Annotated in this window: 16 protein-coding genes and 1 pseudogene; 9 read left to right on the top strand and 8 right to left on the bottom strand. The window is 63.9% G+C overall.

The genetic code is table 11. The features are described from left to right. Positions 1-134: 134 nt before the first annotated feature. Positions 135-1,253 (top strand): annotated as a pseudogene (locus CDO35_RS23260) (Cache 3/Cache 2 fusion domain-containing protein); the annotation flags it as partial. Then, the gene (locus tag CDO35_RS23255; RefSeq protein ID WP_371919670.1) at positions 1,251-2,111 is read left to right on the top strand and encodes a methyl-accepting chemotaxis protein; all 861 of its coding nucleotides are present in this window, start codon (positions 1,251-1,253) and stop codon (positions 2,109-2,111) included. The pseudogene CDO35_RS23260 and the gene CDO35_RS23255, both read left to right, overlap by 3 nt. Position 2,112: 1 nt before the next feature. Here CDO35_RS23255 and CDO35_RS11040 read toward each other — a convergent pair whose 3' ends face one another. After that, positions 2,113-3,606 (bottom strand): YifB family Mg chelatase-like AAA ATPase, encoded by a 1,494-nt coding sequence (locus CDO35_RS11040; protein WP_099524739.1) that lies wholly within the window; start codon positions 3,604-3,606, stop codon positions 2,113-2,115. A gap of 47 nt (positions 3,607-3,653) precedes the next feature. Next, positions 3,654-3,911, bottom strand: a complete 258-nt coding sequence (locus tag CDO35_RS11035) for an accessory factor UbiK family protein (RefSeq protein WP_099524737.1) — start codon at positions 3,909-3,911, stop codon at positions 3,654-3,656. 409 nt (positions 3,912-4,320) lie between these two features. Between CDO35_RS11035 and glnK the strand changes: the two genes are divergently transcribed. From glnK to sutA, 4 genes are all read left to right on the top strand, one after another. Further along, entirely contained in the window at positions 4,321-4,659 is a 339-nt protein-coding gene (gene glnK, locus CDO35_RS11030) for a P-II family nitrogen regulator (RefSeq protein ID WP_003096476.1), read from the top strand. A gap of 334 nt (positions 4,660-4,993) precedes the next feature. Next, positions 4,994-6,247, top strand: a complete 1,254-nt coding sequence (locus tag CDO35_RS11020; RefSeq protein ID WP_099524733.1) for an ammonium transporter — start codon at positions 4,994-4,996, stop codon at positions 6,245-6,247. Positions 6,248-6,345: 98 nt separating this feature from the next. Then, positions 6,346-6,771, top strand: a complete 426-nt coding sequence (locus tag CDO35_RS11015) for a secondary thiamine-phosphate synthase enzyme YjbQ (protein WP_099524731.1) — start codon at positions 6,346-6,348, stop codon at positions 6,769-6,771. A 77-nt stretch (positions 6,772-6,848) separates the two neighbouring features. Next, a complete protein-coding gene (gene sutA / locus CDO35_RS11010) occupies positions 6,849-7,172 on the top strand; it encodes a transcriptional regulator SutA (protein WP_017678298.1) in 324 nt (107 codons plus the stop codon). Positions 7,173-7,351: 179 nt separating this feature from the next. On the opposite strand, the gene CDO35_RS11005 is transcribed toward sutA, so the two are convergent. The 6 genes from CDO35_RS11005 to lptM are packed head-to-tail and all read right to left on the bottom strand — an operon-like array spanning position 7,352 to position 11,932. Next, on the bottom strand, positions 7,352-8,053 hold the full coding sequence (locus tag CDO35_RS11005) for an HAD family hydrolase (protein ID WP_099524729.1): 702 nt from the start codon (positions 8,051-8,053) through the stop codon (positions 7,352-7,354). Continuing rightward, entirely contained in the window at positions 8,050-8,952 is a 903-nt protein-coding gene (xerC, locus tag CDO35_RS11000) for a tyrosine recombinase XerC (protein ID WP_099524727.1), read from the bottom strand. The genes CDO35_RS11005 and xerC overlap by 4 nt, the downstream gene beginning before the upstream one ends. Positions 8,953-9,009: 57 nt before the next feature. Continuing rightward, on the bottom strand, positions 9,010-9,708 hold the full coding sequence (locus CDO35_RS10995; protein ID WP_099524726.1) for a DUF484 family protein: 699 nt from the start codon (positions 9,706-9,708) through the stop codon (positions 9,010-9,012). Beyond that, positions 9,705-10,535 carry a diaminopimelate epimerase gene (gene dapF / locus CDO35_RS10990; protein WP_099525163.1) on the bottom strand — a complete coding sequence of 277 codons (831 nt, stop codon included), beginning with the start codon at positions 10,533-10,535 and terminating at the stop codon, positions 9,705-9,707. The genes CDO35_RS10995 and dapF overlap by 4 nt, the downstream gene beginning before the upstream one ends. A 10-nt stretch (positions 10,536-10,545) precedes the next feature. Continuing rightward, positions 10,546-11,793, bottom strand: a complete 1,248-nt coding sequence (gene lysA / locus CDO35_RS10985) for a diaminopimelate decarboxylase (RefSeq protein ID WP_099524724.1) — start codon at positions 11,791-11,793, stop codon at positions 10,546-10,548. Between the two features lie 13 nt (positions 11,794-11,806). After that, a complete protein-coding gene (lptM, locus tag CDO35_RS10980) occupies positions 11,807-11,932 on the bottom strand; it encodes an LPS translocon maturation chaperone LptM (RefSeq protein WP_017361215.1) in 126 nt (41 codons plus the stop codon). A gap of 170 nt (positions 11,933-12,102) precedes the next feature. Between lptM and CDO35_RS10975 the strand changes: the two genes are divergently transcribed. From CDO35_RS10975 to CDO35_RS10965, 3 genes are all read left to right on the top strand, one after another. Continuing rightward, positions 12,103-13,140 carry an AraC family transcriptional regulator gene (locus CDO35_RS10975; RefSeq protein ID WP_099524722.1) on the top strand — a complete coding sequence of 346 codons (1,038 nt, stop codon included), beginning with the start codon at positions 12,103-12,105 and terminating at the stop codon, positions 13,138-13,140. Positions 13,141-13,208: 68 nt separating this feature from the next. Then, complete coding sequence (gene cyaY, locus CDO35_RS10970) at positions 13,209-13,541, top strand: iron donor protein CyaY (RefSeq protein WP_036999825.1); 333 nt, start codon at positions 13,209-13,211, stop codon at positions 13,539-13,541. Continuing rightward, positions 13,531-13,719 carry a DUF1289 domain-containing protein gene (locus tag CDO35_RS10965; RefSeq protein WP_099524720.1) on the top strand — a complete coding sequence of 63 codons (189 nt, stop codon included), beginning with the start codon at positions 13,531-13,533 and terminating at the stop codon, positions 13,717-13,719. Before cyaY ends, CDO35_RS10965 begins: the two co-directional genes overlap by 11 nt. The last annotated feature ends 35 nt before the right edge of the window (positions 13,720-13,754 follow it).

Here is a 13,754-nt window from a genome sequence, read left to right as displayed (position 1 = left end):
CAGAGCGCTGATTGACCAACCATACTGCTCAGGTATCCTGCCGCGCCCTGGCTCGAGGTCCTATGACCACTCGGGTCAGTCAACCCCTGTTCCGTTCGGCCTGCCACTAGTGAGTCAGGCCTTGAGAGGCCTGAATGACCCCTCCTCGTTCCCGTATCGCTCTGCAACTGGCCGCCATCCTGGCACTGGTTCTAGTGCTGTTGATCAGCTTCAGCACCCTGTTCGCCTTGCGCTCGCTTAACGAAGCCAACCTGGCTACCCGCGAGAAGCATCTGGGTAGCGAAGCCGGCCTGCTGGCCGACCAGCTCGAGACCTTCCATGGCAGTCTGCGCGACAGCACGCAGCGCCTGGCCGGCCTCTTCGAGCAGCGCTTCAGCAGTGGTTTGCAGGTGCGCAGCGACGAGCGTGTCGCGGTTGGGAGCCTGCAGACCCCCGCCCTCTATCTGAGTGCGACCCGGCTGAACAACGACTTCAGTGAGGTCGACGACTTTACCCGCATGACCGCTGGCGTTGCCACGGTGTTCGTGCGCGACGGTGAAGAGTTCGTGCGCATCACCACCTCGCTGACCAAACAGGACGGTACTCGTGCGCTGGGTACCGTGCTGGACCATCAGCATCCGGCTTATCAGAAACTCCTGGCAGGCCAGGGTTATGTCGGCCGTGCGCTGCTGTTCGACCGCTTCTACATGACCCAGTACACCCCGGTGCGCGATACCGGTGGGCGGGTGATCGCCGTGCTGTTTGTCGGCTTCGACTACACCGACGCGCAGAACCTGCAGATGCGCAACCTCTCCGATTTCCGCATCGGCAGCACTGGTTCGCTGGCGCTGCTCGACGAGCAGGGCAAGTGGCTGGTGGCTCCGGCCGGTGCCGCCGCTATGAGCAGCCTGCCCGCTGCGCTTGCCGAGTTGATCGCCAGCCCCGGCAAGGGTGGTTTCTGGAGTGATGGTCGCGACGAGTTCTACAGCGTCGCCATGCCCTTCACCGGCGGCCCCTGGACGGTGCTGGCGAGCATGCCACGCGAGGAAATCCAGGCGGTCACCTGGCGCGTCGGCACCCAGTTGGCCATCGGCAGTGCGCTGACCCTGTTGCTGGCGGTGATCGCCGTGGTCTGGTTGCTGCGACGCAAGCTGCGGCCGCTGGGCGATCTGGTGCAACAGGCGCAGGCGCTCGGTGCTGGTGATCTCGGCGCGCGCATGGCGCAGTCCAGTGATGATGAGATTGGTGAGCTGGCACGCAGCTTCAACCGCATGGGCGAGGCGCTGGCGAACATGGTCGCGGGCATTCGCAGTGCGGCTCAGGATGTCAGTGCGCGCTCGCAGTCGATGTCGACGCTGTCGCGCGATGCCTACCAGGGGATCGATCAGCAGTCGGGCGAGATCAGCAGCATGGCCGGCGCGGTGGAGGAGTTCAGCGCCACTTCGCAGAACATCGCCGACAATATGCGCAGTACCGAGCGTATGGCCAGTGCCAACGCCCAACAGACCCGCATCGGTCGTACCTCGATGGATCAGGCCTCCGAGGCACTGGTGCAGATTGCCGAGGCGCTGGAGCAGACCTCCACGGTGATCAACGGCCTTGGCCAGCGTTCACAGGAAATCGGCGGCATCGTCAGCGTGATCACCGCAATTGCCGACCAGACCAACCTGCTGGCGCTCAACGCCGCCATCGAGGCTGCACGTGCCGGCGAGCAGGGTCGTGGTTTTGCTGTGGTCGCCGACGAGGTGCGCAACCTGGCCGGGCGTACCCGCGAGGCGACCAACGAGATTTCCACCATGATTGGCAGCATCCAGAGCGAGACCAGCAGCGCCATCGCCACCATGGAGCAGGGCCGGCAACTGATGCAGGACGGTCTTGAGCGCAACGCCAAGGTGGCTTCAGCGCTGGCACAGATCAGCGAGCAGAGCGAGGCGGCGGGCGAGCAGTTCGCCGCCATCACCACCGCCACCAGCGAACAGAGCAGCACCGCGACCGTGCTTAGCTCCAACCTGCAGAGCATCGCCCAGGCCAACGGCGAGCAGCGTGAGGTGGTGGCCAACCTGGCCGATACCGCTCGCGAGCTGGATCGCCTGGCCGCTCAGCTGCGTCAGGAGGTCGAGCGCTTTCGCTGAGTCATCCCGCTGCCGGGCGGTACTGCAGCGCTTCAGCCAGGTGGGCGCGGCTGATTTGCTGCTCGTTCGCCAGGTCGGCCAGAGTGCGCGCGACCTTGAGTACGCGATGGGCCGCGCGCAGGGACAGCCCGAGACGTTCGCAGGCGTTTTCCAGCCACTGGCGATCCGCGTCGCTCAATGCGCAGTGTTGGCGCAGACCGGGTAGGTCGAGGAAAGCGTTGGCCACGCCCTGGCGTTGCAATTGTCGTTCGCGTGCCTGCGCCACCTTGGCTGCTGCCTGCGCAGTGCTTTCGCCATCCTGTGGCGGGGCATTCAGGGCTGTGGTTTCGCGGGCGACCGTCAGGTGCAGGTCGATGCGATCAAGGAGCGGGCCCGACAACTTGGCGCGGTAGCGCTGGATCTGCTCCGGGGTGCAGCGACAGCGGTTGCTGGGGTCGCCGAGGTAGCCGCAAGGGCAGGGGTTCATGGCGGCAACGAGCTGAAAACGAGCGGGAAAGCGCACCTTGTCGCGGGCTCGGGCAATGACGATGTGGCCGCTTTCCAGCGGCTCGCGCAGCACTTCCAGCACTTTCCTGTCGAACTCCGGCAGCTCATCGAGGAACAGGACTCCCATATGGGCCAAGGTTATTTCGCCGGGCTGCGGGCGACTGCCGCCACCCACCAATGCCGGGCCGGAGGCGCTGTGGTGCGGTGTGCGAAAGGGTCGCTGCGGCCAGTGCTGTAGCGGCGTATGGCTGGCCACCGAATGGATCGCGGCGACCTGCAGCGCTTCGTTTTCGTCCAGCGCAGGTAGCAGGCCTGGCAGGCGGCTGGCCAGCAGGGTTTTGCCAGTGCCGGGTGGGCCGCTGAGCAGCAGATTGTGCGAGCCGGCGGCCGCCACCAGCAATGCCCGTTTGGCGGCCAATTGGCCCTGCACTTCGGCCAGATCCGGATAGGGCAGGCTCTGCCTGAGCAGGCCCTGGGCTGCGTAAGGTTCGAGAGGGGCGCTGCCGTTCAGGTGTGCGGCGATCTGCAGCAAGTGCTCGACGGCGATTACCTTCAGCCCCGAGGCCAGGCTGGCCTCTTCGGCATTGGCCTGTGGCACCAAGAGGGTGCGTCCGGCTGCGCGTGCGGCCAGGGCGGCCGGCAATACGCCTTGTACAGGACGCACTGCGCCGGACAGCGCCAGCTCGCCCAGACATTCGTATTCATCCAGCGATTGAGCCGGTACCTGACCGCTGGCCGCGAGAATCCCCAAGGCGATGGCGAGGTCGAAGCGACCACCGTCTTTTGGCAAATCTGCAGGCGCAAGATTCAAGGTGATGCGTTTGCTGGGAAACTCGAAGGCAGCATTGAGGATGGCGCTGCGTACGCGATCCTTGCTCTCTTTGACTGCGGTTTCCGGCAGACCCACCAGGGTCAGAGAGGGCAGGCCGTTGGCCAGGTGCGCCTCGACGGTGACGGCCGGTGCTTCTACACCGACCTGGGCGCGGCTGTGAACGATGGCCAGGGACATGATCGCTCCTTGATCAAGTGGGGTGCAGCCGCTCCTACAACATAACCTCAGTCTGCGGCGGTGAGCTTGGCTTCCAGTTCCGCGACCTTGGCTTCCAACGCTTCGAGGCGAGCGCGGGTGCGGGCGAGAACCACCATCTGGCTGTCGAACTCTTCCCGACTGACCAGATCGAGCTTGCTGAAGCCGCTCTGCAGCAGGGCCTTGAACTGCGCTTCCAGTTCGGCGCGCGGCAGTGGGCTGTCACCACTGAACAAGCGCGAAGCGTGGCTACTGAGGGTGTCGAGCAAAGCTTTGGGCGGGAGCATGGGCAGGTTCCAGATACAGACGGCGGCAGTGTAGCACGCAGCCGCAGGCGCGGCGGTCGAGCGCGAGTTGCACGATTTTTGAGCATTGCGGAATGTGTCGATGCACTGTGTTGGTGCGATGCATTCAGTGCGAATGACCGGTCATCCCTGCTCGAAGCGGGTAAAGGCCTGAAAGATGGCGCTTTTACGTGAGCTGGCAAGCTTTCTGCTTAGACCCCATCGACGCATGCACCGACGCAGTTCCGGTGCGGCAGGCGAAGCGGGGGAGTGTTTCGTCGGGAGCGGTTGGTGGGTATCGGCCACGCCAGGCTGGAGCGGTCGGTGCATTACAAAAGCCAGACACTGCGCTTAGACTTGAGCCGGGTTCGCAATTCCTGGGGCAAGTCCACCTTAAACGGGAGAAAGTTTCATGAAGCTAGTCACTGCCATCATCAAGCCGTTCAAGCTCGACGACGTGCGCGAGTCGCTGTCTGAGATCGGCGTGCAGGGCATTACCGTCACCGAGGTCAAGGGCTTCGGCCGTCAGAAAGGCCATACCGAGTTGTATCGCGGTGCCGAGTACGTGGTCGACTTCCTGCCCAAGGTGAAGATCGACGTGGCCATCGCTGATGATCAGCTGGACCGCGTGATCGAGGCCATCACCAAGGCTGCCAACACCGGCAAGATCGGCGACGGCAAAATTTTCGTAGTCAACCTGGAACAGGCGATTCGTATCCGTACCGGCGAAACCGATACCGACGCGATTTAACAAGCCTCCGAACCCCACGCCCCAGGAGTAAACCCATGACTCTGCGAACTTTCGCAGGGCTAGGAGCCCTTTTGTCCTCGAATTATGGCCTTGCGCCGTTTTCGAGGGCGAATGCCGGAGTTGGCGATACCCTCGCCGCTCTGCTGTGCCAGACCCTCTTCAGGTCTCGCGCTTGGCCTAGTGATGGGAATACCTGGTCGCCTCACGGCGCAGGGGTTCCGGTGATCCAGAACGAGCGTGGCAACGACCTGTAAAGCATGCGGAACGCGTCCGGCGCCAACCTGGACGTTTCAACCGAACAGCGCACAACAAAAGCGCCGGCAAGAGGTGAAAAATGGATAACACAGCATTGACTGCATTGCAGTACGGCTTCGATACCTTCTACTTTCTGATCTGTGGTGCCCTGGTAATGTGGATGGCAGCTGGCTTTGCCATGCTCGAATCCGGCCTGGTGCGTGCCAAGAACACCACCGAGATCCTGACCAAGAACGTGGCGCTGTATGCCGTGGCCAGCGTCATGTACCTGGTGATCGGCTACCACATCATGTACTCCAGCCCCGAAGGCGGCATCCTGCCGAGCCTGGGCTTCCTGATCGGTGACGAAAACAGCGTCGACTCGGTACTTGCCGGTGGCGACGATGCACCTTACTACTCGGCCCGTTCGGACTTCTTCTTCCAGGTGGTGTTCGCCGCGACCTGTATGTCGATCGTGTCCGGTGCTGTTGCTGAGCGTATGAAGCTGTGGGCCTTCCTGGCTTTCGCCGTGGTCATGACCGGCTTCATCTACCCGGTTCAGGGTTTCTGGAAATGGGGCTCGGGCTTCCTCAACGAAGCTGGCTTCCTCGACTTCGCAGGTTCCGGCGTAGTTCACATGGCCGGTGCTTCCGCTGCTCTGGCTGGTGTCCTGCTGCTCGGTGCACGTAAAGGCAAATACGGTGCCAATGGTCAGGTCAACGCCATTCCGGGTGCCAACCTGCCGCTGGCTACCCTCGGTACTTTCATCCTGTGGATGGGCTGGTTCGGCTTCAACGGCGGCTCGCAGCTGAAGATGAGCACCATCGAAGATGCCAACGCCGTTGCCCAGGTGTTCGTCAACACCAACATGGCAGCAGCCGGCGGTCTGATTGCCGCGCTGATCGTTGCCCGCATCCTGTTCGGCAAGGCTGACCTGACCATGGCCCTGAACGGTGCCCTGGCTGGTCTGGTGGCCATCACCGCCGAGCCACTGACCCCGAGCGGCCTGCAGGCCACTCTGATTGGCGGCGTGGGTGGTGTGCTGGTGGTGTTCGCCATCCTCGGTCTGGACAAGGTCAAGATCGACGATCCGGTTGGTGCCATCTCCGTACACGGTGTGGTCGGCATCTGGGGTCTGCTGGCTGTCTGCCTGACCAACAGCGACGCTTCGCTGGGTGCTCAGTTGCTGGGTATCGGTAGCATCTTCGCCTGGGTATTCATCGCCAGCCTGATCGTGTGGAGCATCATCAAAGCGGTGATCGGTCTGCGCGTCAGCGAAGAAGAGGAATACGAGGGTGTGGACATCGCCGAATGCGGTATGGAAGCCTACCCGGAGTTCACCGGCAAGAAATAAGCTTCGCCGGGAATGACAGGGGCGCCTTCGGGCGCCCTTTGTTTTTTCTGACAGCACGCTAGAATGCGCGCGCTGGAGCCATCGAGAGTGAGAGCGGCATGTGGCAGCAACGCATCATCAGCCTGCGTCCGCGCGAGCGCGGTTTTCATCTGGTGACCGAAGAAGTGCTGGCAGCATTGCCGGAACTGGCGCAGGTGCGTGTTGGTCTGTTGCATCTGTGGCTGCAGCACACCTCGGCATCGCTAACGGTCAACGAGAACGCCGATCCTGCGGTACGCCGCGATTTCGAGCGTTTCTTCAACCGTCTGGTGCCGCAGGGTGAGACGGGCTACGAGCACGATTACGAAGGGCCGGATGATCTGCCGGCGCACTTCAAGGGCAGTTTGCTGGGCTTTCAGCTACAGCTGCCGATACAGCAGGGACGGCTGGCGCTTGGGACCTGGCAAGGTATCTACCTCGGTGAGCATCGCGATCATGGCGGCGCTCGGCGAATGGTGGCGACCTTGCATGGCGAGGCTATTTGAATTTTTTCCGGTCGAGCGGTGCACATCGCGCGACTGGGCTATAACTAACCTGCTTTTCGCAAGTCATGAGGTTGAACATGAGCGACGAAGACCTGGAACAAGACGATCTGGACGGGGCTGACGAGGACGATGGTGAGGAGCTGGCTGCTGCCGATGACGGCGACAGCGGCGACGATGAAGGCGATGGTGCGGTCGTAGCCAGCGGCAAGAAGAGCAAGGCCAAAGCCGTTGAAGTCGATGAGCTGCCCAGCATCGAAGCCAAGCAGAAGGAGCGCGATGCCCTGGCGCGTGCCATGGAAGAGTTTCTCTCCCGTGGTGGCAAGGTGCAGGAGGTGGAGCCCAACGTGGTCGCCGACCCACCCAAGAAGCCCGACAGCAAATACGGCAGCCGCCCTATCTGAGGACGGCTAGCTACAAGGAACCCGCCCCTGTGGCGGGTTTTTTGTGCCTGTCATCCCGGGTTTCCCTTTTGGGCCGCCGCTGCGCGACGTCAGGGATGGTGCTGTGGCGAGTAGGGTGCGCCGTGCGCGCCGATCTTGTCGTGTATCAGGCGGGTGCGCGCAGCGCACCCTGCGGGGGTTTAGCGCGTCCAGTTGGAAAGTAGCGCTGGCAACTCGGCCAGGCTGCTGATTTGCGCGTCTGGTGTGGTCTCACCTTCCCAGGCTCGGCCTTGCGGGTTGAACCAGATCGCGCGCATGCCGGCTGCCTGAGCGCCGGCAACGTCATCGCTGGGATGATCACCAATATGCACGGCGCGTTCGGCCGCTACGCCACCTGCACGGCTGAGCGCTTCGCGGAAGGGTTTCGGATCGGGTTTGCCGACGCCCAGTTCTTCGGCGCACAGGGCGAACTGGAAGTAATCCGACAGGCCCAGGCGACGCACGTCGGCATTGCCATTGGTGATCACCCCGAGCATGAAGCGTTCGGCCAAGGCCTCCAGTGTCGGGTGTACCTCGGTGAACAGTTGCACCTGATGGCGGGCGCTGAGAAACACCTGAAATCCCGCTTCGGCCAGCCCCTGCGCCTCGCTCAGCGGGTAGCCGGCGTCTTCCAGGGCGTGGAACAGAATGCGCCGGCGCAGTTCGCTGAGGCGATGCTTGAGCATCGGCTCGGCTTCCAGCAGGCGGCTGCGCACGGCCCATAGATGCTCGACCGGCACCGCGCCAAGGCGTGGTGCATGCAGTGCCAGCCAATTGCGCAGCGCGGCTTCGGCATCCTGCATCACCGGGGTGACGTCCCACAGGGTGTCGTCGAGGTCGAAGGTGATCAGTTCAATGCTCATTCGGAACCGCCTTTGCGCTTGGCGCGTGGATGGGCCTGGTCATAGACACTGGCCAGGTGCTGGAAATCCAGGTGGGTGTAGATCTGCGTGGTGGCGATATCGGCGTGGCCGAGCAGCTCCTGCACCGCGCGCAGATCCTGCGAGGACTCCAGCATATGACTGGCGAAGCTGTGCCGCAGCATGTGCGGATGCAAGTGCTGGCCCAGCTCGCGCACACCGGCCTGGCGCACCCGCAGTTGCACTGCGCGTGGCCCGAGGCGGCGGCCCTGCTGGCTAATGAATACCGCGCCGTCGCCGGGGTTGGCCAGCTTGCGCAACGGCAGCCAATGTTCCAGCGCCTGACGCGCCATGCTGCCGACCGGCAGTTCGCGCACCTTGTTGCCCTTGCCGCGCACGCGTACCAGACCGGCGGGTAGATCCAGGCCATCGAGATCGAGCCCGACCAGCTCGGACAGGCGCAAGCCGGAGGAATAGAACAGCTCGAGCATGGCCTGGTCGCGGCGGGCGATGAAGTCGTCCTCGACTGCGCCGTCGAGCAGTTGCGCGCTGCGGTCGGCGTCCAGGGTGCGGGGCAGGCGGCGCTCGCGTTTTGGCGGGCTGAGACCGGTGGCCGGATCGTGACGGCACAGGCCTTCACGCAGCAGGTACTGATAGAGACCGCGGGTGGCCGAGAGCAGGCGCGCCAGGCTACGGCTTGCCAGACCCTGTTGATGCAGGCGGGCGATCAGGCGGCGCAGGTTGCGTGTGTCCAGTCCGGCCCAGTCGCTCAGGCCTTCGGCTTCGCAGAATGTCCGCACCTTGTTGAGGTCGCGCCGATAGCCATCGAGGGTATGCGCCGACATCTGGCGCTCGCGGCGCAGGTGTTCGATGTACGCGTCGAGGTGAGCTTCAAGTGTCACGTGCCGGCTTCCGAACGGGCCAATGGTGGATGAGCTTCGTCATCCACCCTACACGACCTAGCGTACCGAACGCAGCGGTGTGGAGAAACCGGGCACGACACGTGCCAGTACTTCGGCGATATAGCCGAGGAACAAGGTACCGAGCGAGCTCTTGTAGTGCTGCGGGTCGGCGCTGCCGATGGCCAGCACGCCATGCAGGCCCTGGTGGGTGAGGCTGACCACGGCGGCCGAGCCAACCTGTGCTGCGTCTTCCTTGCCGAAGAGGAATTCCAGCTCATGCGGGCGCAGCACGCCGCAGATGGTCTTGCCGCCGCTGAGCAGGCCGCCGACCTGTTGATGCGCTTCGGCCGAGCTGACCGAGCGACCGACCGGCAGCTTGTTGTCGCTGAACAGGATCAGACCGACGAAGGGCACCTGAAACTCGTGGCGCAGGCTGTCTTCGACCACGCCGACTACTTCTTCCAGGCTGCCGGCATCGAGCAGGTCGAGTACCAGGCGACGGGTCTTGTCGAACAGGCGATCATTGTCGCGCGCCACGTCCATCAGTTGGCCGAGACGATGGCGCATCTCGATGTTGCGCTCACGCAGCAGCTTGACCTGGCGTTCGACCAGCGACACGGCATTGCCGGGCTGGTGCGGAATGCGCAGTTCGGGGATCAGTTCTTCATGGTCGATGAAGAACTCCGGGTGCAGGCGCAGATAGGCGGCGACCGTTTCTGAGTCGAGCGGTTTGGGCGAATCCTGCTGGTCGGTCATAGGCGAACCTGTCCTTCGTATACGCGGGCAGCGGGCCCGGTCATCATAACCGGCTGACCTTCGCCTGCCCATTCGATGGACAGTTTGCCGCCCGGCAGTTCCAGTTGCACGGGCGAATCCATCCAGCCCTGGCGAATCGCCGCGACCGCAGCGGCGCAGGCGCCGGTACCGCAGGCCAGGGTTTCCCCGGCGCCGCGTTCCCATACGCGCAGGCGTGCATGCTTGCGGTCGAGCACCTGCAGGAAGCCGACATTGACCCGCTGCGGGAAGCGCGGGTGGTGTTCCAGCTTCGGCCCGAGCGTGTGCACCGGGGCGCTGTCGACATTGTCGACGCGCAAAACCGCATGCGGGTTGCCCATCGACAGCGCGGCGAGCTCGACGCTCTGGCCCTCGACATCGACGCGATAAGTCAGTGCAGCCTGCTCTGCCTGGAACGGTACCTGTTCCGGCTGCAGGCGCGGTGCACCCATGTTGACGCAGACCTGGCCGTCGTTCTGCACGCGCAGTTCGATGATGCCGCTTTTGGTCTCGACGCGAATGACCTTCTTGGTGGTCAGGCGCTTGTCCAGCACGAAGCGGGCGAAGCAGCGCGCGCCGTTGCCGCACTGCTCCACTTCCGAACCGTCGGAGTTGAAGATGCGGTAGCGGAAGTCGACGTCCGGGTGGCTCGGCGGTTCGACGATCAGCAGTTGGTCGAAGCCGACACCGACGTGGCGGTCGCCCCATTGCTTGGCATGTTTGGGCTGCACGTGGGCATGCTGACTGATCAGGTCGAGGACCATGAAGTCATTGCCCAGGCCGTGCATCTTGGTAAAGCGCAATAGCATGACGTCGCCCTCAGGCCGGCAGCAGGCTTTCGCCGGCATAGAGCTCTTGGACGGTCTCGCGACGACGCACTTCGTAAGCCTGCTCACCATCCACCAGCACCTCGGCGGCGCGGCCGCGGGTGTTGTAGTTGGAGCTCATGACGAAGCCATAGGCACCCGCCGAGCGCACGGCCAGCAGGTCACCTTCGGCCAGCGCCAGCTGACGATCCTTGGCCAGGAAATCACCGGTCTCGCAGATCGGCCCGACCAGGTCGTAGTTGCGCGTCTCGCCGTCACGCGGCTGCACCGGCGACACGTCCATCCATGCCTGATACAGGGCGGGGCGGATCAGGTCGTTCATCGCTGCATCGACGATGGCGAAGTCCTTGTGTTCGGTGTGCTTGAGGTATTCCACCTGAGTCAGCAGCACGCCGGCGTTGGCGACGATGAAGCGGCCCGGCTCAAATACCAGCGACAGGTCGCGGCCCGCCAGGCGCTTGCGCACGGCGGCGATGTAATCGCCGGCCAGCGGCGGTTGTTCGTCGCGGTACTGCACACCGAGGCCACCGCCCAGATCCAGGTGCTTGATGGTGATGCCGCGCGCGGCCAGCTTGTCGACCAGCAGCAGCAGGCGATCCAGGGCGTCGAGGAAGGGCTCGAGGGTAGTCAGCTGCGAGCCGATATGGCAGTCGACACCGATCACTTCCAGGTTCGGCAGCTCGGCGGCGCGGGCGTAAACCGCCTCGGCCTGCTCGATGTCGATGCCGAACTTGTTTTCCTTGAGGCCAGTGGAAATGTACGGGTGGGTACCGGCATCCACGTCCGGGTTGACCCGCAGCGAGACGGGCGCCTTGACGCCCAGTTCGGCAGCGACCTTCTGCAGGCGCTCCAGCTCGACGATGGACTCGACGTTGAAGCAGTGCACGCCGACTTCCAGCGCGCGGCGCATGTCGTCGCGGCTCTTGCCGACGCCGGAGAAAACGATGCGGCTCGGTTCGCCACCGGCGGCCAGTACGCGCTCCAGCTCACCGCTGGAGACGATGTCGAAGCCGGCGCCGAGGCGCGCCAGCACGTTCAATACGCCAATGTTGGAGTTGGCCTTGACCGCGAAGCAGACCAGGTGTGACATGCCGGCCAGGGCATCGGCATAGGCGCGGTACTGCCCCTCGATGTGGGCGCGCGAGTAGACGTAGGTGGGCGTGCCGAAGCGCTGGGCCAGCGCAGACAAGGCAACGCCTTCCGCGAACAGCTCACCGTCGCGGTATTTGAAGGCTTCCATGGGGCAGCTCCTGTCAGAGTTCGAAACGGTCTCGGCTGTTGCCGGCGTTGTCGTCGCCCGGCAGGTACAGCGGGCCTTTCTGACCGCAGCCAGCCAGCAGGCAAACGGCGGCGAGGAGCGCGAGGGTCAGTCGCTTCATGGGGCAGTCCTTGAAAATAAGCGTGAATTGCGCCGGAGTATACCGACCCCCTGCCACCTTGCCTATGCGCCCGGCGCCCGCCTGGCGGGGCGCCGGCTCGATTGGCGTGCGTACGCCGAAGGCATTCGTGCCTGCTTGGGTTAGCATGCGGCGAGTAACGAGGAGCCCCGATGGATAATCCCGCGATTCTGGCCGGCTCGGTCTCGGTCGCCTACCTGCAAGGCCTGATCGAACACCTGCAGCGTCAGGGGGTAGCGCCCGACGCCTTGCTCGCCCATGCCCAGTTGAGTCCGGAGGCCCTGAGCCAACGCGACCAACGCATCGCCGCCAGTGCCTATCTGACATTGCTGGGCGAGGGCGTGCGCCTGACCGGCGATCAGTGCCTCGGCCTGCACCTGGGGGAAGCGGTACGGCCGGGCTACTACGGCGTGCTCGGTTACCTGATCATGAGCTGCGCGACCCTCGCCGATGCGCTGCACCGTCAAGCGCGCTACGCGTCGTTGGTCGGCAATCTGGGGCTGGTCGTGCTCGATGACGAGCCAGCCCGGCCTGGCAGCGAGCCGCTGATCGCGCACAGCTGGCAGCCGTTGCTGGCCCAGCAGCAGCGGCAACTGAGTGAAGAAACCCTGGCCGGCTGGGTCAGTTTCGGGCGCTGGATCAGTGGTCTGGACATCTCGCCGACCGAAGTACGCTTTCAGCATCCGGCGCCAGCGGATACATCGGAGCACGCGCGCATCTTTCGCTGCCCGGTGCTGTTCGATCAGCCCGACAATGCCCTGATCTTTCCCAAACGTTTGCTCGCGGCGCCGCTGAATCAGGCCGACGCGCAGGTGCGCGGCATGCTCGATGCCTATGCCGATAGGCTGTTGGCCGAGCTCAACCAGGGCAATAGCGTGCTGGATCGCGCGCGCCTGGAACTGGCCCGGCAGTTACCGGAGCATGGGCCGGACCTGGAAGCCATCGCCGCCGCCCTGGCGTTGAGCCCGCGAACCTTGCAGCGACGTTTGCGTGAGGGTGGGCTGTCGTTCAGCCAACTGGTCGACGAGACACGCCAGCAGCTGGTGCTGCATTACCTGCGTGACCCGGCGCTGGAGCTGGCGGAAATCGCCTTTCTGGTCGGTTTCAGTGAGTCCGGTTCTCTGGCACGTGCATTTCGTCGCTGGACGGGAACGAGTCCGGGCGAGTACCGTCGCCACCTTTGCGTCTAGGCCGCTACCCCGGCCGCGCGATTTCGCCTACTTTTTCTGCAGTTGCTGCATCTTGTGAGGACACCCCGATGAGCCTGAGCGAAGCCCGCTTTCACGACCTGGTCGATGCCACCCAGCAAGCGGTGGAGGACATTTTCGACGACAGTGGTCTGGACGTCGATCTGGAGAACAGCGCCGGTGTGCTGACGGTACGTTTCGACAATGGCAGTCAGCTGATCTTCAGCCGTCAGGAGCCGATTCGTCAGCTCTGGCTGGCGGCGCGCTCCGGTGGTTTCCACTTCGATTACGACGAGGCCGATGGCCGCTGGATCTGCGATACCAGTGACGAGCAGCTGGGTGAAATGCTGGTACGCATCACCCTCGAGCAGTCGGGCACCGAGCTGGAGTTCGATGAGCTCTGAGCCCAACGTGGCGTCGCCGTGCCGACGTCAGTGTTGCCTTGATGAGCATGAACAGTGCCTCGGTTGCGGTCGTACCCTGCAGGAAATTCTCGACTGGGGCGCGGCCGATAACGCGCGGCGCCGCTTGATCTGCCAGGCGGCCGAGCAGCGGTTGCGCGAACGCCAGCAGAGGCGCTGACCACGCAGTCTTGTTTATTTGTCCGGCTGTGTTAG

It is taken from the genome of Pseudomonas sediminis, from assembly GCF_002741105.1.
GTDB lineage: Bacteria > Pseudomonadota > Gammaproteobacteria > Pseudomonadales > Pseudomonadaceae > Aquipseudomonas > Aquipseudomonas sediminis.
The sequence above is the reverse complement of the archived record's forward strand: the minus strand, read 5'-3'. Positions and strand labels throughout refer to the sequence as shown.